The organism is Amycolatopsis lexingtonensis, from assembly GCF_014873755.1.
In the GTDB taxonomy this organism is placed as follows: Bacteria; Actinomycetota; Actinomycetes; order Mycobacteriales; family Pseudonocardiaceae; genus Amycolatopsis; species Amycolatopsis lexingtonensis.
The window spans coordinates 3,075,321-3,097,684 of sequence record NZ_JADBEG010000001.1; the positions used below are offsets into that span (position 1 = coordinate 3,075,321).

Below are 22,364 nucleotides of genomic sequence, written 5' to 3' on the forward strand. Positions count from 1 at the left end.
TCAGGCGTTTTCGGTGCGGACGACCATCACCGGGCACGCCGCGTGGTGGATCAGTGCCTGGCTCGTCGAGCCGAGGACGAGACCGCCGAAGCCACCGCGGCCCCGGCTGCCGACGACGACGAGCTGCGCGCCGTGGCTGGCCGAAAGCAGGCGGGAACGGGGCTTGTCGTGCTCGACCCGGCGCTCGACGGCGACGTCGGGGTACTTCTCCTGCCAGCCGGCGAGCCGCTGCGCGAGCAGCCGCCGCCCGGAGTCCCGCAGGGATTCACCCTGGAAGGCGACGTTGCCGTCGCTGAACAGGCCGGCCGTGTCCCCGTCGTGCCAGGTGTAGAGAGCGATGAGCGGGGCGCTGCGGATCGAGGCCTCCTCGAAGGCCCACGCGATGGCGGCTTCGCTGAGCGGGCTGCCGTCGGTGCCCACGACCACCGGGCCGTCGACGCTCTCGTTCCCGCGCACGACGACGACCGGGCAGTGCGCCTTGGCGGCGAGGTCGACGTCGGGCGAACCGCTGAACAGGCCCGCGATCACCCCGACGGGCTCGCCGGTGACGAGCACCCGGGCCCGCCCCGAGACCTCCAGCAGCGCCGGGACCGGACCGCGGTCACTGGCTTCGGTGGTCACCGCCAGCCCGGGGACGGCGGCTTCCAGCGTCGCCCGCGTCTGCCGCAGCAGCTGGTCGGCTTCCGCCTCTTTGACGGCGAGCCAGTCCGACGGCGGGTAGACCTTGCCCCCGAACGCGGTGTCTTCGTAGCCGTAGGCGGTGAAGACGAGCAGCGAAGCGTGGCGGCGGGCCGCTTCCCCGGCCGCCCACAGCGCGGCCGCGGCGGCGCTCTCCGAGCCGTCCACGGCCACCACGACCGGTGGGTTTCCGGTTGCGCTCATGACGTTTCCCTCCGGGTTCCAGTTCGTGGACCCGACGGTAGGTCGCTTCCGGGGGCGCAGGCTGCGGTCGTTCGTCCCCGCGCCCGGTGACCTTTGGCCGCTCCTGGCCCCGGCCCCGGCGAGCATCGTGTACCGCGAGGAGGTGACCGCGATGTACCGCGAATGGCGAGACACCGCGGCGACCGTGCCGGTCCTGGTCACGATCGCCCTGTACATCGACTACCTGGCCGACGGGACGGCCCTGTGGGTGCACGGCCCGCGGGCGATGGCCGCCACCGTGCTCGTGCTTGGCCTGACCGCGGGCGCGCTCGGCGCGCAGGCGTTGACCCGCGCGGCGGGGTGGTTCGGCGTCCCGCTCGGCACGGCCGCGCTGCTGCTCGCGGTCTTCACGTTCGTCACCGGCGACGGCACGACGCTCGCCGTGCTGGTCGGGCTGGTCGTGGCGCTGTGGGCCGGGACCACGGTCCGGCACCTGCGCACCCCGGCCGGGCGGCCGTGACCGTCCGGCTGGTGTCCGGGTCAGCCGGCCCGCAGCACCGCCGCGCCGTTCACCCGGTCGGCAGCCAGGTCCGTCAGCGCCTGATCCGCTTCGGCCAGTGCGTAGGGCACCGTGCTGACGCTCAGGTGGTGCGTCCCGGCGAAGTCCAGGAACTCCCGTGCGTCGGCTCGCGTGTTCGCCGTGACGCTGCGCACCTGACGCTCCTGGAACAGGTGCTGCTGGTAGTTCAGCGGCGGCACGTCGGACAGGTGGATGCCCGCGATGGCCAGCGTTCCGCCGCGGTCGAGGGCTTCGAGCGCCGGGAGCACCAGCTCGCCGGCGGGAGCGAAGAGGATCGCCGAGTCCAGGGGCTCCGGCGCTGGGTCGGCGGCGTCGCCGGCTGACGCGGCGCCCAGTGCCAGGGCGAGCTCACGCGCCTCCGCGCTGCGCGTCATGACGTGCACGGTGGCGCCGCGGGCGAGGGCGACCTGGGCGGTCAGGTGCGCGCTGCCGCCGAAGCCGTAGATGCCGAGCCGCCCCTTTTCCGGTACCTCGGCCCGGGTGAGCGCGTGGTACCCGATCAGCCCGGCGCACAGCAGCGGCGCCAGCTCGTCGTCGGAGTAGCCGTCGGGCAGCGGCAGCGCGTACGCCGCCGGGACGACGGCGAATTCGGCGTACCCGCCGTCGGCGTCCCACCCGGTGTAGCGAGACTCCGGGCACAGGTTCTCCCGCCCGCGCAGGCAGTACCGGCACCGGCCGCAGGTGCCGCGCAGCCACGCGATCCCCACCCGGTCCCCGGTGCCGAAGCCCGTGACGCCGTCGCCGAGCCCGACGACCTCGCCGACGGCCTCGTGCCCCGGCGTCACCCCGGGCCGGTGCACCGGCAGGTCGCCTTCCGCGACGTGCAGGTCCGTCCGGCACACCCCGCAGACGAGCACCCGCACCAGCAGCTCACCGGCGGCGGGCCGCGGCACGGGCACACGGGACCACTCGAGCGGCCGGGTAGCCATCGGGCCGGGCCGGGTGACGTGCCAGGCCCGCATCGTCGTCGGCAGGTTCACGGGCGGTCTCCTCGGGTCTCGGGCGCACTTCGGGCCAGGATGCCGCCACCGACCGCGCGCCGCGACCTTCCGTGGTCCTCGCGGTCGAGGACGTTCGGCCCTTCTTGCCGGTCCGGCGCGGCCGGGAAGGTGGGCGGAACGGACCAGCAGCGACCCCAGGAGCACATCATGTCCCGAACCGCCCGGTCCGGTCCGCCGCCCACGCCGGCGCCGAAGCCGGAGCCGCCGCACCGGTCCCGGGGCGGCGGCTGGCTGCTCACGGCCATCACGTTGCTGATCCTCGGGGCGATCGTCGTGCCGGCCTTCTGGACGCCGTCCGCGCCGTCGATGACCTACACGGAGTTCCTGGCCGAGGTGGACGCCGGGCACGTCGAATCGGTGTCGATCGACGACACCGGCGCGGTCGACGGGATGCGGCGCGGCGGTGCGGGCTTCACCAGCCGGGTCCCCACCGCGCTCGAGCCGGCCGGGCTGGAAGCCAAGCTGCGCGAGAAGAAAGTCGCCATCACCGCCACGAAGGCGAGTGGCTCCCTGCTGTCGGGGCTGCTGGGCTACCTGCCCTTCTTCCTGCTCCTCGGGTTCCTCCTCTGGGCCGGGATGCGGGCACAGAAAACAGCGGGCGGCGGCCTCGGCATGACCGGGTTCGGCCGGGCCAAGGCGAAGATCATCGAGGCGCAGCGGCCGACCACCCGCTTCGCCGACATCGCCGGCTACGAAGGCGTCAAGCAGGAGATCGGCGAGATCATCGACTTCCTGCGCGACCCCGCGCGCTACGCCGCGGCCGGGGCCAAGGGGCCGCGCGGGGTCATCATGGTCGGGCCGCCCGGTACCGGCAAGACGCTCTTCGCCCGCGCGGTCGCCGGCGAGGCGAGCGTGCCGTTCCTGTCCATCACGGGCTCGGCGTTCGTCGAGATGTTCGTCGGCGTCGGCGCGTCCCGGGTGCGGGACCTGTTCGAAGAGGCGCGCACCCGGGCGCCGTCGATCATCTTCATCGACGAGATCGACGCCGTCGGCGGCCGCCGCGGCACCGGGGGCGGCCTCGGCGGCCACGACGAGCGGGAGCAGACGCTCAACCAGCTGCTGGCCGAGATGGACGGCTTCGACCAGAGCAGCGGCGTCGTCGTGCTCGCGGCCACGAACCGCCCGGAGACGCTCGACGGGGCGCTGCTGCGGCCGGGGCGGTTCGACCGGCAGGTCACCGTCCCGCTGCCGAACCAGGCCGAGCGCGCGGCGATCCTGGCCACCCACATCGACGGCAAGCACCTCGCCCCGGACGTCGACCTGGGCATCGTCGCGCGCGGCACCCCGGGCTTTTCCGGCGCCGACCTGGCGAACCTGGTCAACGAGGCGGCGATCAACGCCGTTCGCGACGACCGCACGACGCTGACGGCCGCCGACCTCGCCGCCGCCCGGGACCGGGTGCTGCTGGGGCGGCGCGACAGCTCGAACGCGCTGCTGCCCGAGGAGCGGCGCTCGGTCGCGGTGCACGAGTCCGGCCACGCGCTGGTGGCGGCGCTCTGCGAGCACGCCGACCCGGTCGCGAAGGTGACGATCCTGCCGGCGGGGATGGCACTGGGCGCGACCGAGCAGCTCCCGGAGGCGGAGCGGCACCTCTACCGCGAGAGCCACCTGACCGACCTGCTCGCGATCCGCCTCGGCGGCCGCGCGGCGGAGCTGGTGGTCTTCGGTGAAACCTCGACCGGCGCGGCGAACGACCTCGCCGGCGCGACGGCGCTGGCCGCCAAGATGGTGACGGAGTTCGGGATGTCTCCCGCCCTGGGCCCCGTCGGCTACGGCTCGGGCTCGGGCTCGGGCTCGGGCGAACGGCCGGAGCTGCTCGGCAGGCCGTATTCGGAACAGACCCAGCGAGCGGTGGACGAGGAGATCGCCCGGCTGGTCCGGGCCGCCCAGGACCGGGCGGCCGACCTGCTGCGGCGGCACCGGCGAGCGCTCGACGCGCTGGCGGGGCAGCTGCAGGAGCACGAGACCGTCGACGGGGGCGTGGTGCTCGCGGTACTGCGGGACGAACCGGCCACTGTGGACAGCCGCCCCGGTTCTCACCCCGTGGTCGCGAGCCAGGTGCGGTAGGCCGCCACCGCCGTCGGCAGCGTCGGGAAGATCCGCTCCTCCCCCACCTTCGCCACCAGCCCCGCCGCCACCAGGTCGTCGCGCAGGTCCTGCTTCACCCGCGCCATCGCGAACACGATGCCGCGCCGGCCGAACTCCTCGCGCAGCCGGTCGAGGGCGTCGGCCGCGGTCACGTCCAGTTCGACGTTCGCCTCCGCGTTCAGCACGAACCACCGCGTCCCGGCGGCCGCCGCCGCCAGGGCGCGGCGGCGGAAGTCCTCCGCGTTCGCGAAGCACAGGGGCGCGTCGTAGCGGTACACGACCAGGCCCGGTTCGGTCGTCGCCGCCGGGTAGTCGTCGACGTCGTGCATGCCGGCCAGGCCCGGCACCGTCCCGAGGATCCCGTCGTGCGGGCGGGCGATCCGGCGCAGCAGGTCCAAAATGGACAGCCCGACCGCGGCCAGCACGCCGTAGAGGACGCCGAGCCCGAGCACCCCGGCCGTGGTCAGCAGGGCCAGCACGAGCTCGCTGCGGCGGAACCGGGCGAACCGCCGCAGCTCGCGCAGGTCGACCAGGTGCACCGCCGCGAAGACGACCAGCGCGCCGAGCGCCGCCTTCGGGAACGCCGCCAGCAAGGGGCGGGCGAAGAGCACGGTGAGCGCGACCGTGCCCAGCGCGACCAGTGAATGCAGCTGGGTCCGGCCGCCGACCGCGGCGCCCAGCGCGGTCCGGCTGCCGCTGCTGCTGACCGGGAAGCCGTGCAGCAGCCCGGCCGCCACGTTCGCCGCCGCGAGCGCGCGCAGTTCCTGGTCCGCGTCGATCTCCTCGCCGCGGCGGGCCGCGAACGCCCGGGCCGTCAGCACGTTGTCGGAGAACCCGACGATCGCGATCCCGACCGCGGGCAGCACGAGCTGCCCGACGTCGGCCGCGGCGACACCGGAGCCCGCCGGCGGCAGGCCGGCGGGCAGGGCCCCCACGACGTCGACGCCCGTGAGCCCGGACGCGACCACCGTCGCCACGGCCATCGCGACGAGCGGCCCCGGTGCCCAGGGCGCGAGCCGTTCCAGCAGGAGGAGCAGGGCCAGCACGCCCGCGGCCAGCCCCACCGCGGGCCAGTGGACGTGCCCGAGCCGGGCGAAGAAGGAGCCGACCTCGGCCCCGAACTCCCCGCCGTCGACCGGCACGCCGGTGACCTTCCCGAGCTGCCCCGCGATCATGAGCACGGCGACGCCGGCCATGTACCCGGTGAGCACCGGCTTGGACAGCAGCTCGGCGAGCACCCCGAGCCGGGCCAGCCCGGCCACCAGGCACAGGCAGCCGACCATGATCGCGAGCACCGCCGCCAGCGCCGCGTAGTGCCCGGGATCCCCCGCGGCGAGCGGCATCAGGACGGCCGCCGTCATCAAGGCGGTCGTCGACTCCGGTCCGACCGACAGCAGCCGCGACGAACCCAGCAGCGCGTACACCGCCAGCGGGCCGAACGCCGCCCACAGCCCGGCGACCGGCGGCAGGCCGGCGACTTCCGCGTACGCCATCACCTGCGGCACGAGGTAGGCGGCGACCGTGACCCCGGCGACGACGTCCCCGCGCAGCCACGCGCGGCGGTAGTGGCGCAGGCGGGCGAGTCCGGGCAGCACGGCGGAAACGTTCACGCCGTCGAGGATGCGGGCCGCGGGGACCCCGGTGCTGCGGCCGGAAGTCCCGCCGCCGGGTGACTTCCGGCCGCAGCCCGGCCGCGGGCCGCCGCCCTACCCTCGGGGCCCGACACCCGTGATCAGGAGCTGTCATGACGATGACTCACGAACCGATCGTCACCGGAGTGGACGGTTCGGGCGAGGCGCTCGACGCCGTCCGCTGGGCCGGGCGCACCGCCCGGCAGCACGACGTCCCGTTGGAGATCGTGCACGCCCTCGACTTCTCGGCGCTGCTCGCCGGCGGCGTCGTCCCGCCGCCCGAGGAGATGAAGGACGTCCTGCGCGCGCACGGGCGGCGCTTCCTGCGCGCGGCGCGGGAGATCGCCGAAGCGCAGGGCGCACCCGCCGTCACCACCCGGCTGGACCCCGACCGCGCCGCCCAAGCCCTCATCGAAGCCTCGCGGAAGGCCTCGCTCGTCGTGGTCGGCTCGGGCGGGCGCGGCCGGCTCACCGGGCTCCTCGCCGGCTCGGTCGCCTCCGCCGTCGGCGCGCACGCGTGCTCCGATGTGGTGGTGGTCCGCGGCGACTCCTGGGACGAGCCCGGTGCCGAAGACCGGCCGGTCGTCGCCGGCATCGACGGCAGCGAACCGAGCGGCCGGATCCTGGCGACGGCGGTGGCCGAGGCCAAGGCACGGCGGACCCGCCTGGTCGTCGTGCACGCGTCGGCCGACGACCCGCCCCGGCCGGAAGCCGAACCGCACCTGGATCCGAAGGCGGTCACCGAGGCCGGAACCCGGCTGCTCACCGGCTTGACCGGGGAGCACGACGACGGCGGTGTCCGCATCGAACGGGTCGTGGTCCGCGGCCACCCCCGCCGCGAGCTGATCGAACGGAGCGCGACCGCGCAACTCGTCGTGCTGGGCGACCGGGGCCGTGGCGGCTTCCCCGGCATGCTGCTGGGCTCGACCGGCCAGGCCCTGCTGCACAACGCGGTCTGCCCGGTGTACCTCGTGCGCACCGCCACCTGACGGGACCGAAAGTCCTCCCGCGGATGGGCCTTCGCCCCACCGGAACCGGGGCCACCGGGCCCCGGGAACCGGGGCGGTCCGGCCCTCGTCGCCCGGCCCCGCCCGGCGGAGGCTGGAGCACGACGAAAGCGAGGCACCCCATGGACACCCAGCCCGGATCCGCCCCGGCGACCACCGCCGAGCCGACGTCCCTACGCCGCAACCGCCGCGACCGCCTCGCCCTGCGGCCCGCCGACTTCGTCGACCCGCGCTACGCCGACGTCGCCGACCAGCGGCTGGCACGCTCGCTGACCGCGGAGGACCGGTCCGAAGAGGACGGTCTGGACCCGCTCGACCGCGTCACCTGCCGCACCCACCGGCGCTGGCTCCACGACTGCGTCGCCTCCCCGCTGCACGTCGTCGTCATCACCGGCACCCGCTGGTGCCGCAGCTGCGAACGCGCGCTGAACGTCGCGATCGACCAGCTGGCCGGCGACGTCTCCGTCCACTGCCCGTCCTGCGGCGAACCGCCGTCGACGCGGGCCACCCGTCAGCTGGTCCGCGCCTGCCGCGCCAGCCTGGCCACGGCGTACGACCGCTGAGCCGGCGATGACGCGCAGCCGGCTGTACCGCAGCGGTGTCCTCGAGCGGGAGGACTTCCCGGCCGCCGAGGCCGCCCGCCACCTCGCCGACCCGTCGGTGACCCTGTGGCTCGACCTGGACGCGCCCACCGCGCAGGACCTGGCGGTGCTCGCCCGCGAATTCGATCTGCACCCGCTCGCCGTCGCGTCCGTGCTCGACGACGACCACCAGCGGCCCAAGCTCGTGCACTACGACCGGCACGCGTTCCTCGCCGCGTACGCGGTGCACGTCACCGACGGCGCGCTGGCGGCGTCCGAGATCGACGCCTTCCTCACCGACCGCGTGCTGATCACCGTGCACCACAACAACACCACCGGCATCGGCGCCCTCACCGAGCGCTGGGACAGCACCCCCGAGCTGGCCAAGAACGGCGCCGCGTTCCTGCTCCACGGGCTGCTCGACCACCTCGTCGACGGGCACCTCGACGCCGTCCAAGCGCTGGACGAGCAGGTCGAGGAACTCGAGGACCTGGTGTTCGCCGACCACGTCGACCACACCGATCTGCAGCGCCGGTCACTGCGGCTGCGCCGGAGCCTCAGCCGGCTGCGCCACCTGGCCGTGCCGATGCGGGAGATCGTCGCCTCGCTGATGCGCCGCGACGACACGCTCCTGCCGTACTTCCAGGACGTCTACGACCACGTCCTGCGCGTGACGGAGTGGACGGAGTCCCTGCGCGACCTGATCGCGACGATCCGCGAAACCCAGCTGAGCATCCAGGGCAACCGGCTCAACACGATCATGAAGAAGGTCACCAGCTGGGCGGCGATCATCGCGGTCCCGACCGCGATCACCGGCTTCTACGGGCAGAACATCCCCTATCCCGGGTTCGGCCAGGCCTCCGGCGTGTGGGTCTCGACGCTGGCCATCCTGGTCATCTCCGCGACGCTGTACGCGTTGTTCAAGCGCCGGGACTGGCTCTGATGGCGACCACCCACCGCCGCCGCTTCCCCCGGGCCGAGGTGACGCCGGAGACGCCGATCTGCGGCCGCGAACCCCTGCGGGGAAAGCGGCTGGCCCGGCGGTGGTTCCTCGTCGTGACGGTCGCCGAGTTCCTCGGCTTCTCGATACCCGCGGTGGCCGGTGCGCTGACCGCCGACCATCCGCTGGCCCTCCCCGTGCTGCTGCTCGCCGGAGCCGCCGAAGGTGCCGCGCTCGGGTTCGGGCAGGCACTCGTCCTCCGGCGCGCCCTTCCCGCGTTGAACGCGCGTCACTGGGTGGCCGCGACAGCGTCCGCCGCGGCGTTCGCCTACTTGCTGGGTCTCGCGCCGAGCACGTGGGCCGCGGCGCTGACGACCTGGCCACCCGCGCTGCTCTGGCCGGTGGCCGCCGTCCTGGGGATCGCCTTGCTGCTGTCCATCGGGTTCGCGCAGTGGCTCGTGCTGCGGCACCTGCTCGCCCGCTCGGCCCGGTGGGTGGTCACGACCGCCGCCGCGTGGCTGCTCGGGCTGGCGGTCTTCCTCGGCTTCACGATGCCGCTCTGGCAGCCCGGCCAGGCGCTCGTGACCACGGTCCTCATCGGAGTTTTCGGCGGCCTGCTGATGGCGGCGACCACCTCGGCGGTCACCGGCTTCGCGCTCGCGCGGCTGACGCCCGCGCAAACGCCGTGAAGGCCTCCTTACCGGCTTCTGGTGCCGGTAAGGAGGCCTTCACGGAACTAAAAGCCGGTAAGGGGCCCTTCACGGACCACCGCGGCGTGAGGCCCGGCGTGCGGTGAAGCGCAGCCACAGCAGCTTGTCCGCCTCCACCACCGCGAACGCCACCACCGCGGCCCCCAGCACCCACAGCCACGACACCAGCCCGACCGGCGCGGTGTGGAACCACGTGTTCAGCACCGGCACGTACGTCAGCACCAGCTGCAACCCGGCCGTCAAGACGAGCCCCAGCGCGAACATCCGGCTGTGGCCCGGCCACGCGCGCAGCACCGGGCGGTCGAGCGAGCGGCAGCTGAGCAGGTAGGCGGCCTGGACGCCGACGAACACGTTGACCGCGGTCGTCCGCGCCTCCTCGACCGGGGCACCCGAGCCGAGTTGCAGGCGGTACGCGGCGAACGCGGCCACCACCTGCAGGAGCGAGACGAGCACGACCCGGCGCAACAGCGATGCGGTGAACAACGGCCGTGCGGGTGGCCGCGGCGGGCGCCGCATCACGCCGGCCTCGGTCGGCTCGAACGCCATCGTCAGTCCCAGGAAGACCGCCGTGGTCATGTTGATCCACAGGATCTGCACCGGCACGATCGGCAGCGTCGCCCCCAGCACGATCGCCACGAGCACGACCATGCCCTCGCCGATGTTGGCGGGCAGCGTCCACGCGATGAACTTGCGCAGGTTGTCGAACACCCCGCGGCCCACCCGCACGGCCGCCTCGATCGAGGCGAAGTCGTCGCCGGTCAGGACCATGTCCGCGGCCTGGCGGGCGGCGTCGGTCCCGCCCGCGCCCATCGCGACGCCGATGTCCGCGCGGCGCAGCGCAGGAGCGTCGTTCACCCCGTCGCCGGTCATCGCGACGACGTGCCCGCGCCGCTGCAACGCCTGCACCAGCTCGAGCTTCTGTCCCGGCGACACGCGTGCGAACACACTCGTGTCCGCGACCGCGTCGTCGAACTCCGCCGGCGGCAGTTCCGCCAGCTCGGCCCCGGTGCGGACCCGCGCGGAATCGGCCAGTCCCACGGCGCCGGCGACCGCGAGGGCGGTCCCGGCGTGGTCGCCGGTGATCATCTTGACGTCGATGCCCGCGCTCCGGCAGGCCTCGACCGCGGTGACCGCCTCGGGCCGCGGCGGGTCCTGCATCGCCTGCAGGCCCAGCAGGACCGGCACCGGCGTGAGCCGCGCGAACGCGAGCACCCGCAATCCGCGCGCGGTCAGGGTTTCCTGCATCCGGTCGAGGGCGGCCCGGTCGAGCGGGCGCTCGCCGCCGCCGGGCAGCAGCTCGGTCTCGCAGCGGGCCGCGACCTCTTCGACGGCCCCCTTGAGATAGGCGACTCCATTGTGGACCGTGGTCATGGTACGGGTCTCGGACTCGAACGGGACGGTCTCCGTGCGCGGCGCGGCCGCCCGGATCGCGGCCGGGTCCAGTCCGGCCTCGACCGCCGCGGCGAGCAGCGCGATCTCCGTCGGATCGCCTTCGTCGAGTTCGGCGTCATTGCACAGGACGCCGGCGACGAGACACTCCCGCAGCGCGCTTCCCGCCTCTGCCAAGGGAACCGGCTCGCCCGCCGCCGCGAGGGTGGTCACGGTCATCCGGTTGCGGGTGAGGGTGCCGGTCTTGTCCGTGCAGATCACCGTCGTCCCGCCCAGCGTTTCGACCGCGGGCAGGTGCCGGACGATCGCGCCGCGCCGGGACATCCGCACCACGCCGATGGCCAGCACGATCGCCACCGCGGCCGGCAGTCCCTCGGGGATCGCGCCGACGGCGAGCGCCACCACGGCGGTGAACATCTCCGGCGCCGGCGTGCCCCGTGCGACGCCGAGCGCGAACGCCCCGGCCGAGACCGCGACGATCACCACGCTCAGCTGCCGCGAAAACCGGGCCAGCTTGCGCGTCAACGGCGTGGTGACGACTTCCGCGGTGGCCACCAGGTGCTGGATGTCGCCCAGCTGCGTCGCACCGCCGGTCGCGGTCACCAGGCCGCGCGCCTGGCCGCGGGTCACGAGCGTCCCCGAGTAGGCCGAGCCGGCGCGGTCGGCGACCACGGCCGACGCGGGCACCGGATCGGCGGACTTCACCACCGGCACCGACTCCCCGGTCAGCGCGGACTCGTCGATCTCGGCCAGGTGCACCTCGGTCAGCCGAAGATCGGCCGGAACCCGGTCACCGGCAGCGAGCTCCACGACGTCACCCGGCACGAGCCGCGCGGCGGGGATCCGCCGCGGGACGCCGTCCCGGACGACGGTCGCCTCCACCGGGACCATGGTCGACAGTGCCTCCAGCGCCCGCTGCGCCCGCGACTCCTGCACGAACCCGACGACGGCGTTCAGCAGCACGACCCCGCCGATCACCCCGGCGTCGACGCGCCCGCCGAACACCCAGGTCACCACGCCGGCGAGCAGCAGGACGTAGATGAGCGGGTTGTGGAACTGGACGAGGAACCGCCGGAGCGGCCCGGGTCCGGCGGGCACGCTGACGGTGTTGGCGCCGTAGCGGCGCAACCGGGCGTCGGCATCCTCGCTGCTCAGGCCGCGCCGCGGGTCGACCCCGAGCCGGTCGGCCACGGTCGACACCGGCAACGCGTGGAACTCGTCCGTGCCCAGCACCGTTCCCGAACTCATCGCGCCACCTCCAGGCTTTCGTCGTCCGTTCCCCGGGTCACCGCGGCCAGCCGAGCCGCGAACGCCGCCGGGGTCTTCGATGCCGCGCGAAGCGCGCGCTGCCGGCCCGCACCGCCGCCCCGAGACCCGATCGCACAGCAGCCCCGCTGCACCTCGTCGAGGTCACCGGTGGCCAGCAGCGCCGGGCGGACGTAAGCCAGCAAGTCCGCCACGAGCTTCTCCCCCGGCGCCGGCGACCCGGTGACGACGTCCAGGCCGGGTCCGGCCAGTCCGTGCCGGGCGGCGGTGCGCAGCGACCGCGCGATCACCGAGTCCGGTGGCCGAACCGCGGGAGCGCCTTCGCCGAGCGCCGTGACCACGAGCGCCCGCACCAGGCCCGCGAGCACGACAGCGTCGCCGACGTCGAGACAGACATCGGCGATCCGCACCTCGACGGTCGGGTGCCTCGGCGAGAGCCGGGCGTAGAAGTACACGCTGCGGGCGTCCGGCGCGGCGCCGCTCCGGATCGCTTCGCCGACCGCCGCGTCGTACTCGGCGACGTCGCGCCACGCGGCCGGTGGCCGGGCCGTCGGCCAGCGCGACCACAGCGGGTACCGGGCGCTCGCCCACCCCGAATCGAGGCCGTCGACGTACGGCGAGTTCGCGCTCAGCGCCAGGAGCACGCCGAGCCACGGTCGCAGCCCGGCGAGCGCGCGCACGCCGGCGGCCCGGGACGGGATCCCGACGTGGACGTGGCAGGCGCAGGTCCCCGCGCCGGCGACCAGCGCCGGGAACCGCGCCGCGAGCCGCTGGTACCGCACGTCGGCGGTGACCACCGGCGCGGCGCCGAACGGCGGGACGGCGGTCGCCACCGCCAGGCACCCCTCACCCGCCGCGGCCTCGCTCACCCGCCGGCGCAACCGCGTCAGGTCCGCGCGGACCTCGGCCAGCGACCGGCACACCCCCGTCAGCGTCTCGAGCTGGAAGCGCAGGAACTCCGGCACCACGCCGGGTTCGTCGTCCAGGACGCCGAGGACCGACGGCGCCGCCGGGACGGCCACCCCGGTCCGGGGGTCCAGCAGCACGAACTCCTCCTCCACGCCGACCGTAGGCGGTCCCCCCACGACGATCAGGAGAGGCTGCGGCCCAGGGCCGCACCCCACGCCTCGGCGCGCTCGACCTCACCGGGCTTCGGTCCGGCGTCGGCCGGGCTCGTCTCGACGAAGAAGCTCTCCGCCGGCCGGACGAGCCGGCACCCGCGCCGGCGCAGCCGTTTGGCCTCGCCGAGCGACGCGGCCCCGGTCAGCACGCGCGGCTTCTCCAGCCGGGTGTCGAAGGTCGCGGCCGGCAGCCCGGCCGGCACTGACTCGAGCGAGTCCAGCCATTCGCGCACGCCGGTCTGCGAGTGGGTCGGTTGCTCCGACTGCTCCGCGGCCGACTTGCGGGTGGCGGCGCGGCTCATCGCGTGCACGTGGGTCGGGCCGCCGACGACGAGCAGGTCGACGCCGGTCAGGTCCCGTGGCGCTTTGTCGACGTTGACCACCTCCACCGGGGCGGCCCCGGCCAGCCCCTTGCCGATGGCCTCCGCGATTTCTTCGGTGGCACCGAACATCGATTCGAAGACGACGAGGATCCGCATGTCCTGCTCCTCTCAGTGGTCCAGCCGGACCGGCTTGTGCGTGAGCGCCTCGATGTCGCCCGCGGCGCACTCGAGCAGGTTGTGCGCCAGGTCGCTCAGCGCGCGCGAGGTGGCGAGCTCGTCCCCGATCTCGGGGATGTCCCGGTCGGCGGGGTTGAGCCGGGCGACGCCGGTCCCGGAGATCCTGGTGTCGTCGGCCGTCTCGAGCCGGGCCGTGGCGCGGGTGCGGCCGTCGTCGTCTTCGTCGATGTGCACTTCGACGTGCCAGCGCTTCTCCTGCATGACTCACTCCTCAGGTTTCTTCGGGCACCATTTCGATGGCGCCGCAGGGGCATTCGGCGACGCAGATCCCGCACCCCTTGCAGTAGTCGAGGTCGATCGCGTACTTCTCGCCCGGCTCGAGCTTGAGCACCGCGTTGTCCGGGCAGACGCCGTAGCAGTTGTCGCATTCGAAGCAGTTGCCGCACGAGAGGCAGCGGCGTGCCTCGAACAGGGCCGTGGACTCGTTCAGCCCGCCCTTGATCTCGTCGAAGGTGGAGACCCGCCGGGACAGGTCGAGGTGCGGGCGGACCTTCCGGTCCGCGTCGCTGTAGTACCAGGTGTTCAGGTCGTCGAAAGTGGCCTCGCGCCGGGCGGGCGCCTCGGGGTCGACGGCGTCGCGCAGCCAGGCGTCGATCTGCCGGGCCGCCTTCGCGCCGTGCCCGACCGCGACGGTCGCGGTCCGGCCCGATGGCACCATGTCCCCGCCGGCGAAGATCCCCGCGTGCCCGGTCATCATCCCCGGGCCGACGCGCACGACGCCGTGCTCGCGCTCCACGTCGGGCAGAGCGTCCACAAGGGACAGATCGGCGTCCTGGCCGAGCGCCAGCACGACGCTGTCCGCGGCCAGCCGCTCGAATTCGCCGGTGGGCTGCGGGAAGCCGGTGTCGTCCAGCCGCATCTTCTCGATCGTGATGCCTTCGCCGTCGATCTCGCTGATCGTCGACAGCCAGCGCATCGAGACGCCTTCTTCGGCCGCCTCGGTCACTTCGGACTCGTGGGCGGGCATCCGGTCGCGCGTCCGCCGGTAGACGACCACGGCGTCGGTGGCGCCGAGCCGTTTCGCGGTGCGGGCCGCGTCCATCGCGGTGTTGCCACCGCCGTAGACGGCGACCCGGCGGCCGAGCAGCGGCCGCTCCCCGGCTTCCAGGTCGTGCAGCACGGAAATCGCGTCGAGCACCCTGGCCGAGTCGCCGGCCGGGATGTAGGCGCGCTTGCCGACCTGGGCGCCGACGGCGAGGAAGACGGCGTCGAACCCGCCGTCGGCCTTCGCGGCCACGACGTCGGTGACCCGGCTGTTCTGTTCGAAGGTCACTCCCATGTCGGCGATCCGGCGGATCTCGGCGTCGATGACCTCGCGCGGCAGCCGGTAGCGCGGGATGCCGTAGCGCATCATGCCACCGGGAGCGGCTTCCGCGTCGCGGACGGTGACGGCGTGCCCGAGCCGGGCCAGGTGGTAGGCGGCGGACAGCCCCGCCGGGCCGGCGCCGACGACGAGCACCTTCCGCCCGGTCGGCGCCGCGACCGGCATCTTCCAGTGCCGCTTGATCCCTTCGTCGCCGAGGAACCGCTCGACGGAGTTGATGCCGACGGCTTCGTCGAGCTGACCGCGGTTGCACGCGCTCTCGCACGGCCGGTAGCAGATCCGGCCGAGCACGGCGGGCAGCGGGTTGTCGGTCATGATCCCGCGCCACGCGTCCTCGTAGTCGCCGGATTCGGCGTGGTAGAGCCACTTCTGGATGTCCTGCCCGGACGGGCAGGCCTGGTTGCACGGCGGCAGCAGGTCGACGTAGACGGGCCGCTCGCTGCGCCAGGCGCCGGTCTTGTTCGCCCGGCTCGAGCCGACGTCGAGCGTGATCGCGAACGGCTTCTCGTGCTCCATCTCAGGCCTCCCCGAGCAGGTTGTAGCGGCGGATGTTCCGGTCGGCCTGCGCCTGGATCCCGGCGATCACGCCGGTCCGCGGCTCGTCGCCGAACAGGTGCGCGTACCGGGTCTGCAACCGCAGGTAGTCCTCGACGGGTACCTGGTGCCGGATCTTCGAGGTCGCGACGACCTCGCCGTACTCGGCCTCGAACACCGGGAAGAGCCCGCTTTCCTTGGCCAGCCGCGCGATCCGGATGGTGTCGTGGGACGCGCTGCCCCAGCCGAGCGGGCACGGCACCAGGACGTGCAGGTAGCGCGCGCCGTGGAACTCCATCGCCCGTGTCACCTTGGCCTCCAGGTCACGCAAGTCCGCGACGGTCGCCGTCGCCACGTACGGGATCTCGTGCGCCATCGCGATCATCGGCAGGTCCTTGCCCTGGCCGAACACCGCGCCGGGTTCGGGGCCGACGGCCGGGGTCGTCGCCGTGCGCGCGGCGGCCGGCGTCGCCCCGGACCGCTGGACGCCGGTGTTCATGTACGCCTCGTTGTCGTAGCAGATGTAGAGCACGTCGTCGTCGCGCTCGAACATCCCGGACAGGCAGGCGAACCCGATGTCGACGGTCCCGCCGTCGCCGCCCTGGCCGACGACGCGGACGTCGGTGCGGCCCTTGGCCTTCATCGCCGCGGCCACGCCGGTGGCCACGGCCGGGGCGTTGCCGAACAGCGAGTGCAGCCACGGGATCCGCCACGACGTCTCGGGGTACGGCGTCGAGAACACCTCCAGGCAGCCGGTCGCGTTGACCGCCACCATCCGGTTCCCGGTCGCGCGCATGGCCGCGTCGAGCGCGTACCGCGCGCCCAGTGCCTCACCGCAGCCCTGGCAGGCGCGGTGCCCGCAGTCGATGGAGTTGATCCGCTCGCGGTCGGACTGGACGCTGCGCTGGTCTTCACCGAGCAGCCGGCCGCCCACCGCGAAGCTGCCGGTCTGGTAGAACTTGATCGGCGTCACTGCCATCTCATCACCCGATTCGCGAGGCGACCGCACCGAGGTCGCGCAGGATGTTTTCGGCCGTCGGCCCGGAGCGGCGGGTGGCCGCGAGCCGGGACAGCTCGCGGTCGATCAGCGAGCGGTCGAGGTCGAGGAAGGTCAACGGCGGCAACCGGTCCGCGGCCCGCAGCAGCGCGGTGAGGGACTTCTTCGTGATCGCCCGGCCGCCGAGCCCGGCGACCACCGTGTGGACGTCGGCCGCGGGTGCCGCGCTGACGATGTTCTGCGTGACGATCCCGCCCACGCCGGGCTCGAAGGCCCGTTCCAGGACGACGACGCGCCGCGCGTGCCCGAGCGCCGCGCGAACGGCATCGGCCGGGAACGGCCGGAAGCACGTCAGGCCCAGCACGCCGACCCGCGCGCCGTCCGCGCGCAGCTCGTCGACGGTGTCCTTGAGCGTGCCCAGCACCGAACCGAGCGCGACGACGACCGTTTCGGCGTCTTCGGTGCGGTACGAGCGGGTCAGCCCGCCGGAGTTGCGGCCGAACGCCTCGGCGAAGCGGTCCGCGACGTCCGGGACGACGTCGAGGGCCTCCATCAGGCGGGCGTGCGCGAGGTAGCGGACCTCGGTGAACGCCTCCGGCCCGACCATCGCCCCGATCGACGACGGCTCGTCCGGGTCGAGGACCTGGCGCGGCTCGTACGGCGGCAGGAACGCGTCGACCTCTTCCTGCGTCGGCGTGTCCACCGGCTCCCAGGCGTGGGTCAGCACGAACCCGTCCATGCACACCATCACCGGCGTGGACAGCTCTTCGGCGATCCGGAACGCCTGGACGTGGAGGTCGGCGGCTTCCTGGTTGGTCTCGGCGTAGAGCTGGATCCAGCCGGCGTCGCGCAGGGCCATGCTGTCGCTCTGGTCGTTCCAGATGTTGATCGGCGCGCCGATCGCGCGGTTGGCCACCGTCATCACGATCGGCAGGCCGAGCCCGGACGCGTTGAACACCGCTTCGGTCATGTACAGCAGCCCTTGGCTGGCGGTCGCGGTGTAGGCCCGCGCACCGGCGGCGGACGCGCCGATCGCCACGGACATCGCGGCGAACTCCGACTCGACGTTGACGAACTCGCACGGCGTGAGCGCGCCGGACTTCACCAGCTCCGCCAGGCCTTCGACGATGTGGGTCTGCGGCGAGATGGGGTACGCGCAGATCACTTCCGGGCGGCACAGCGCCACGGCTTCGGCGACGGCCCGGGATCCCTCAATCTGCCTGCGCACCGGCCAGCTCCTCCCGCTCGGCCCGGACGAACTCGTACGCGGCGGTCGCCGCGCCGAGGTTTCCTTCGGCGGCCCGGCCGTGGAACCGGCCCGAGATGGCGGACAGCACGCTCTCCAGCCCGACGATCCCGGTCATCGCGGCGAACCCGCCGAGCAGCGCGGCGTTCGGCACCGGGCGGCCGAGGTGCTCCCGGGCGAACTCGGTCGCCGGGACGACGAGCAGCCGCTCGGGGCGGCAGCCGCGGACGAACTCCCCGAGCCCGAGCTCGGCGAAGCCGTGCGCGGAGTTGATCAGCAGGTACCCGCCGGGGTCGAAACCTTCGAAGACGTTCACCTGGTGCAGCAGGGTGGCGTCCTGGATGATCAGCACGTCCGGCCGGACGACCGGCTCGCGGGTCCGGATCACCCGGTCCCCGATCCGGCAGAACGCGACCACCGGCGCGCCGGTGCGCTCGGAGCCGAAGCTGGGGAACGCCTGCGCGTGCCGGCCTTCGGTGAACGCGGCGACCGACAGCAGCTCGGCCGCGGTCACCACGCCCTGGCCGCCGCGGCCGTGGATGCGGACCTCGGTGGCGCTCATGCGCTCGGGTACTTGGCGAGGATGTCCCGCAGCGCGCCGACGAACCGCAGGGACTCGTCGTGCTCGCGCTGCCAGACGTTGCGGCCGAAGATCAGGCCGGTCGCGCCGGCCTCCATCGACTCGCGGGCCTTTTCCAGCATCGCGTCGTCACCGGCCTTGCCGCCGCCGGAGACCAGCAGCAGGGTGCGCCCGGCCGAGCGGACGACGGCGTCGATCGCTTCCTGGCTGGTGGTTTCCCTGGCGTAGGCGCCGGGCACGTTGTCGATCTTCGCCGGGTGCGGGAAATTGACCTTGACGACGTCGGCGCCGAGCTCGGACGCGGTCCGGGCGGCGTAGTCGACCGCGTAGAACGAGTCGCGGCCGCCCTTGGCTTCGATGGCCGAGCCGCGCGGGTACGCCCAGACGATCAGCGGCATCCCGAGGCGGTGCGCGTCGGCGCGGACCTGGCGCAGCTGCGCGAAGTCCTGTTCCTGGGCGGGCGTGCCGACGTAGAGGGTGTAGCCGACGGCGTCGGCGCCCAGCCGGACGGCGTCCTCGACGCTGCCGTGCAGCGGGGAGAGCGCTTCGGCGTCGGACGGGATCTCGGTCTTGCCGTTGAGCTTCAGCACCAGCGGCAGTTCACCCGCGTAGTCCCAGTAGAACTTCTCGGCCAGCCCGATCTGGATGGCGATCCCGTTGAAGCCGCCCTCGAGCGCGAGCTTGAGGATGTACTTCGGGTCACCCGCTGCGGGGTTGGCGAAGAAGTCACGGGGGCCGTGTTCGAGCCCCTGGTCGTAGGGCAGGAAGAACGCCGTGCCGTTGCGCAGCCCGTGTTCGTGCAGGATGCGGTGCAGCCGCGTCTTCTTGCCGGTGTTCAGCCCGAGTTCGGCCAGCGGGGGACGGTGCGCCATGGTGGCCTCCGGAGTCGCTGATGCTTGGTGAAGCCAGCAAATCGCGCCGGGACGGCCGACACCGCTGGCGAACGCCACCGGCGCCGGGGTCCTCGGTCACCGGCAGCGGGGACCATCGGCTCTGCCTCGCGGGGGAACCCGGCGGGAAACTCCGGCTCATGAAGGTCGACGAACTGCTCGCGAAGGCGAAGGACGGGCTCCGGACCGGAATGGTCTACGGGGAGCCGTACGAGGTCGACGGCGTCACGGTGATCGTGGCCTCGACAGTCGGTACCGGCGGTGGTGGCGGGGACAGCCGGGACGAGAAGGGCCGCTCCGGCGAAGGCGGCGGGTTCGGCTTGTCGGCCAAGCCGGTCGGGGCCTACGTCATCAAGGACGGCAAGCTCCACTGGGAGCCGGCGATCGACGTGAACCGCCTCCTGGTGACGCTCGGCGCGATCGTGGTGGCCGCGCTCTTCGCCGCGACACGGCTGGCGAAGCTCAAGTACCGCGGGGACACCGGCTCCTGATCCGGCTATCCCGTCGGCTCGGCCGAGCAATCCTCTTCCCCGGTGGCCTGGATCTGCTCCGTGAGGGCTTCGGCGATGGCCGCGGGCTGGGCGGCACGTTCGCGCAGCGCCTGAGCGATCCTGGCGAGCACCACGGTGAACTCGCGGATGTGGGCGGGCTCCGAGCGCGAGACCGATTGGTACACGTCCGCTTTGAACAGCGCGAAGCTGGCCTTGATGGCTGCCCGGCCACCGGGGGTCAGCACGACCAGGACGCTTCGCCGATCGGTCGGGTGCCGCTCGCGACGGGTGTAGCCGGCGGCTTCGAGGCGGTCGAGCAGGGCGGTCACGCTCGCCGAAGCGATGCCCAGCCGCTTCACCAGCGCCGACGGGGGCAACGGGCCCTCGTGGAGCAGTTCGCCCAGCACCGCCGCCTCGTGCACGCCCACCCCGAACGCGGAAGCCATGGCGCGCCGGTACTCGTCGGTGGCCACGATGACCGATCTCAGCTGTTCAGCCAGACGTTCCATGCCTCACTACCCGAAAAGATCACAAGCGAAATTACTAGCTAAACTAGATAGTAGCCCATCTAGGGTCATGCTGCCCACGCGATGCCGCCTCACCCTCCCCGCACCACCGAGCCGATCTTCCGCGTCGTTCGCGCAAAGATAGGGCAGCGACCACGGCGGCCCACACCCGCCACGCCGACCGCGAAAAAACGGGGACCGACGGCGCGAAGATTCTCGCTTCCCGAAATAGGTGCCAGCCGAGAATCATGGCACCGGGCGCCCTGTTTTCGGTTGCCCCGCAGGAGAACCCGCAGATCGGCCAGACACTTTCCGACCCCGGTTGGAATGCGGCCGTAATCGACGCCGAGATACCGGATAACGGAGAAGTTTCATCGCGCCAACGACCGGCGAATTGCCGAAAGGATCGTTATCCTCGACACAGCACGCCGTTTTCGAGGAGATTCACCGATGACCGAAGCGCCGTTTCCCGAACCCGCCGCCCCGCTGCCCGAGGCAGCCCTCCTCCGCCGCGAGCGCAACCGGTGGCTGCGCCGCGAAGCGAACCTGGTCCTGGACCGCGCCGGAGCGGACGAGCCCGAAACCCAGCAGGCTCGCACCGCGCACCTCGTGCTCACCTACGCGCTGGCGATCGTCGAGCAGCGCCCCGCCGTCATCGGCTCGTTCGCCGACCTCACCCGGCACCGAAGCGGGACCTGACGTCCGATCACTCGCGCCGGTGCTCGTCTTCGGGCGGCGGGTCCACGACGACCGGGAAGACCTCGTGCTCGTGCACCACCGTCACCCGCGACGGCGGGGGGACGTGGCAGGCCGGATCACCGTCGAGGTGGAAGCAGCTGAACAACACGACGGGCAGGGGGTGCGCTTCGTCGCGGATCTGCCGCACCACATGGTCCTCGTCCGGGTGGATCGGGCGCCAGCAGCGCTCGCACAGCAGCACTTCGGGTACGTCCATCGCCGGCACCGTCCAATCCGGACCACAGCGCCGCCGTCGACCCGCGGGGCGGGGCCGCCGGCGGCGCTTCCTGGGTGCGTCATCCCGAGCCCGAGGGCGGTGGAGCTCCGGATGACCGCCTCCAGGCTGACAGTTCACGCGCGCTCCGCGGAGCCACCGGACGGAGGAGAATTGTTCGGAGAATTTCGGAAAGCGAAAATGATCGCAGCCGAGCGAAACCGAGCACCCGGCCTCGACGGTGCGGTGACTTCGGTCCTGCCCGCGAGTGACCTCGTCCCCTGGGAGCACCGGCGCCGGCAGCGGAAGAATCCTCCCTCCAACGAGATCTCGAGACCGGGGACGACCAGTGACCACACCGGATCTGCGCGCGCTGGGCCCGGCCCGCTGCCGCGAGCTGCTCGCCTCCGTCCCACTGGGCCGGCTCGGCTTCGTCCGCGACGGTCGCCCCGCGATCCGGCCGGTGAACTTCACCGTGGCCGGCGACGCGATCTGGCTGCGGGCGGGCCGCAGCTCCTGGGCCGACCGGCTCGACGGACAGCCGGTCACCTTCGAAGCCGACGCCTACGACGCCCGCGGCCGTACCGGCTGGAGCGTCATCGTGAGCGGGATCGCGACCCTGACGACCGACGTCGAAACCGTGGCGGCCCAGCTCGGCGCCGGCCTGCGCTCCTGGGCACCGCCACCGCGTGACCGGCTGCTGCGGATCCGCGTCGACCGGATCGAGGGCAGGCGGCTCGCGCGCCGTCCGGACGCCGACGACACGACCGAAACGGGGGCACCATGACGGGACGCCGCGCCGCCCTGACGAGCCTGACCGCCGGCCTCGCGCTGCTCCTCGCGGCGTGCGCCCCGGCCGGCAACACCTTCGCCGACCACGCTTCGCGGCCCGGATTCTGGCTGGGGCTGTGGCACGGGTTCATCTGCCCGGTCAGCTTCGTCGTTTCGCTGTTCAACGACCACGTCGGGGTCTACGAGGTGCACAACAACGGCCATTGGTACGACTTCGGGTTCGTGTTCGGCATCCTCGTCGCCGCGAGCGTCTTCCACGGCCCGAGCTACACCCGGCGCCGGCGGCGCGCCTTAACCGACCGCTAACCCGCCGCTGG

The 22,364-nt window shown here is 73.1% G+C and carries 24 protein-coding genes; 10 read left to right on the top strand and 14 right to left on the bottom strand.

Annotation, left to right across the window (positions count from 1 at the left end):
- Positions 1-882 (bottom strand): universal stress protein, encoded by an 882-nt coding sequence (locus tag H4696_RS14005; RefSeq protein WP_086864739.1) that lies wholly within the window; start codon positions 880-882, stop codon positions 1-3.
- On the opposite strand from H4696_RS14005, the gene H4696_RS14010 reads away from it, so the two are divergent.
- Complete coding sequence (locus tag H4696_RS14010; RefSeq protein ID WP_225955683.1) at positions 881-1,381, top strand: hypothetical protein; 501 nt, start codon at positions 881-883, stop codon at positions 1,379-1,381. The genes H4696_RS14005 and H4696_RS14010 overlap by 2 nt on opposite strands.
- 20 nt (positions 1,382-1,401) lie before the next feature.
- Here H4696_RS14010 and H4696_RS14015 read toward each other — a convergent pair whose 3' ends face one another.
- Positions 1,402-2,403 carry a zinc-binding alcohol dehydrogenase family protein gene (locus H4696_RS14015; RefSeq protein ID WP_086864761.1) on the bottom strand — a complete coding sequence of 334 codons (1,002 nt, stop codon included), beginning with the start codon at positions 2,401-2,403 and terminating at the stop codon, positions 1,402-1,404.
- Between the two features lie 186 nt (positions 2,404-2,589).
- Here H4696_RS14015 and ftsH point away from each other — a divergent pair, with 186 nt between their 5' ends.
- Entirely contained in the window at positions 2,590-4,509 is a 1,920-nt protein-coding gene (gene ftsH, locus H4696_RS14020; protein WP_086864738.1) for an ATP-dependent zinc metalloprotease FtsH, read from the top strand.
- Here ftsH and sulP read toward each other — a convergent pair.
- Positions 4,479-6,140 (bottom strand): sulfate permease, encoded by a 1,662-nt coding sequence (sulP, locus tag H4696_RS14025; protein WP_086864737.1) that lies wholly within the window; start codon positions 6,138-6,140, stop codon positions 4,479-4,481. The genes ftsH and sulP overlap by 31 nt on opposite strands.
- 134 nt (positions 6,141-6,274) lie before the next feature.
- On the opposite strand from sulP, the gene H4696_RS14030 reads away from it, so the two are divergent.
- The 4 genes from H4696_RS14030 to H4696_RS14045 all read left to right on the top strand — a co-directional run bounded on the left by H4696_RS14030 (position 6,275) and on the right by H4696_RS14045 (position 9,378).
- Positions 6,275-7,150 carry a universal stress protein gene (locus H4696_RS14030; RefSeq protein ID WP_086864736.1) on the top strand — a complete coding sequence of 292 codons (876 nt, stop codon included), beginning with the start codon at positions 6,275-6,277 and terminating at the stop codon, positions 7,148-7,150.
- A 140-nt stretch (positions 7,151-7,290) separates the two neighbouring features.
- The gene (locus H4696_RS14035) at positions 7,291-7,731 is read left to right on the top strand and encodes a hypothetical protein (protein ID WP_086864735.1); all 441 of its coding nucleotides are present in this window, start codon (positions 7,291-7,293) and stop codon (positions 7,729-7,731) included.
- Positions 7,732-7,738: 7 nt separating this feature from the next.
- Positions 7,739-8,692, top strand: a complete 954-nt coding sequence (locus H4696_RS14040; protein ID WP_086864734.1) for a magnesium transporter CorA family protein — start codon at positions 7,739-7,741, stop codon at positions 8,690-8,692.
- Complete coding sequence (locus H4696_RS14045; protein ID WP_211299826.1) at positions 8,692-9,378, top strand: hypothetical protein; 687 nt, start codon at positions 8,692-8,694, stop codon at positions 9,376-9,378. The genes H4696_RS14040 and H4696_RS14045 overlap by 1 nt, the downstream gene beginning before the upstream one ends.
- Positions 9,379-9,447: 69 nt before the next feature.
- On the opposite strand, the gene H4696_RS14050 is transcribed toward H4696_RS14045, so the two are convergent.
- From H4696_RS14050 to H4696_RS14090, 9 genes are read right to left on the bottom strand one after another with little or no spacing between them, the layout of a single operon-like run.
- Entirely contained in the window at positions 9,448-12,036 is a 2,589-nt protein-coding gene (locus H4696_RS14050) for a cation-translocating P-type ATPase (RefSeq protein WP_086864733.1), read from the bottom strand.
- A complete protein-coding gene (locus tag H4696_RS14055; protein WP_338078674.1) occupies positions 12,033-13,139 on the bottom strand; it encodes a carboxylate-amine ligase in 1,107 nt (368 codons plus the stop codon). Before H4696_RS14055 ends, H4696_RS14050 begins: the two co-directional genes overlap by 4 nt.
- 5 nt (positions 13,140-13,144) lie before the next feature.
- A complete protein-coding gene (locus H4696_RS14060; RefSeq protein ID WP_086865684.1) occupies positions 13,145-13,654 on the bottom strand; it encodes a flavodoxin family protein in 510 nt (169 codons plus the stop codon).
- A 12-nt stretch (positions 13,655-13,666) separates the two neighbouring features.
- Positions 13,667-13,936 (bottom strand): DUF1876 domain-containing protein, encoded by a 270-nt coding sequence (locus tag H4696_RS14065; RefSeq protein ID WP_086865683.1) that lies wholly within the window; start codon positions 13,934-13,936, stop codon positions 13,667-13,669.
- Between the two features lie 10 nt (positions 13,937-13,946).
- Positions 13,947-15,575 (bottom strand): NAD(P)-binding protein, encoded by a 1,629-nt coding sequence (locus H4696_RS14070; protein ID WP_086865682.1) that lies wholly within the window; start codon positions 15,573-15,575, stop codon positions 13,947-13,949.
- Between the two features lies 1 nt (position 15,576).
- Positions 15,577-16,572, bottom strand: a complete 996-nt coding sequence (locus H4696_RS14075) for a thiamine pyrophosphate-dependent enzyme (RefSeq protein ID WP_086865681.1) — start codon at positions 16,570-16,572, stop codon at positions 15,577-15,579.
- A gap of 4 nt (positions 16,573-16,576) precedes the next feature.
- On the bottom strand, positions 16,577-17,818 hold the full coding sequence (locus H4696_RS14080; protein ID WP_086865680.1) for a transketolase C-terminal domain-containing protein: 1,242 nt from the start codon (positions 17,816-17,818) through the stop codon (positions 16,577-16,579).
- Complete coding sequence (locus H4696_RS14085) at positions 17,802-18,398, bottom strand: 2-oxoacid:acceptor oxidoreductase family protein (protein WP_192782308.1); 597 nt, start codon at positions 18,396-18,398, stop codon at positions 17,802-17,804. Before H4696_RS14085 ends, H4696_RS14080 begins: the two co-directional genes overlap by 17 nt.
- Positions 18,395-19,288: a class I fructose-bisphosphate aldolase gene (locus H4696_RS14090; protein WP_086859152.1), complete on the bottom strand. Its 894-nt coding sequence runs from the start codon at positions 19,286-19,288 to the stop codon at positions 18,395-18,397. The genes H4696_RS14085 and H4696_RS14090 overlap by 4 nt, the downstream gene beginning before the upstream one ends.
- A gap of 158 nt (positions 19,289-19,446) precedes the next feature.
- On the opposite strand from H4696_RS14090, the gene H4696_RS14095 reads away from it, so the two are divergent.
- Entirely contained in the window at positions 19,447-19,797 is a 351-nt protein-coding gene (locus H4696_RS14095; RefSeq protein ID WP_086859151.1) for a spore germination protein GerW family protein, read from the top strand.
- Positions 19,798-19,802: 5 nt separating this feature from the next.
- On the opposite strand, the gene H4696_RS14100 is transcribed toward H4696_RS14095, so the two are convergent.
- A complete protein-coding gene (locus H4696_RS14100; protein WP_086859150.1) occupies positions 19,803-20,306 on the bottom strand; it encodes a MarR family winged helix-turn-helix transcriptional regulator in 504 nt (167 codons plus the stop codon).
- Between the two features lie 447 nt (positions 20,307-20,753).
- Here H4696_RS14100 and H4696_RS14105 point away from each other — a divergent pair, with 447 nt between their 5' ends.
- The gene (locus H4696_RS14105; protein ID WP_086859149.1) at positions 20,754-21,002 is read left to right on the top strand and encodes a hypothetical protein; all 249 of its coding nucleotides are present in this window, start codon (positions 20,754-20,756) and stop codon (positions 21,000-21,002) included.
- Positions 21,003-21,009: 7 nt separating this feature from the next.
- Here H4696_RS14105 and H4696_RS14110 read toward each other — a convergent pair whose 3' ends face one another.
- Complete coding sequence (locus tag H4696_RS14110) at positions 21,010-21,258, bottom strand: hypothetical protein (RefSeq protein ID WP_086859148.1); 249 nt, start codon at positions 21,256-21,258, stop codon at positions 21,010-21,012.
- A gap of 346 nt (positions 21,259-21,604) precedes the next feature.
- Here H4696_RS14110 and H4696_RS14115 point away from each other — a divergent pair, with 346 nt between their 5' ends.
- Together H4696_RS14115 and H4696_RS14120 are read left to right on the top strand one after the other, a co-directional pair.
- Positions 21,605-22,042 (top strand): pyridoxamine 5'-phosphate oxidase family protein, encoded by a 438-nt coding sequence (locus tag H4696_RS14115; protein WP_086859147.1) that lies wholly within the window; start codon positions 21,605-21,607, stop codon positions 22,040-22,042.
- Entirely contained in the window at positions 22,039-22,353 is a 315-nt protein-coding gene (locus H4696_RS14120; protein ID WP_086859146.1) for a hypothetical protein, read from the top strand. The genes H4696_RS14115 and H4696_RS14120 overlap by 4 nt, the downstream gene beginning before the upstream one ends.
- Positions 22,354-22,364: the final 11 nt, after the last annotated feature.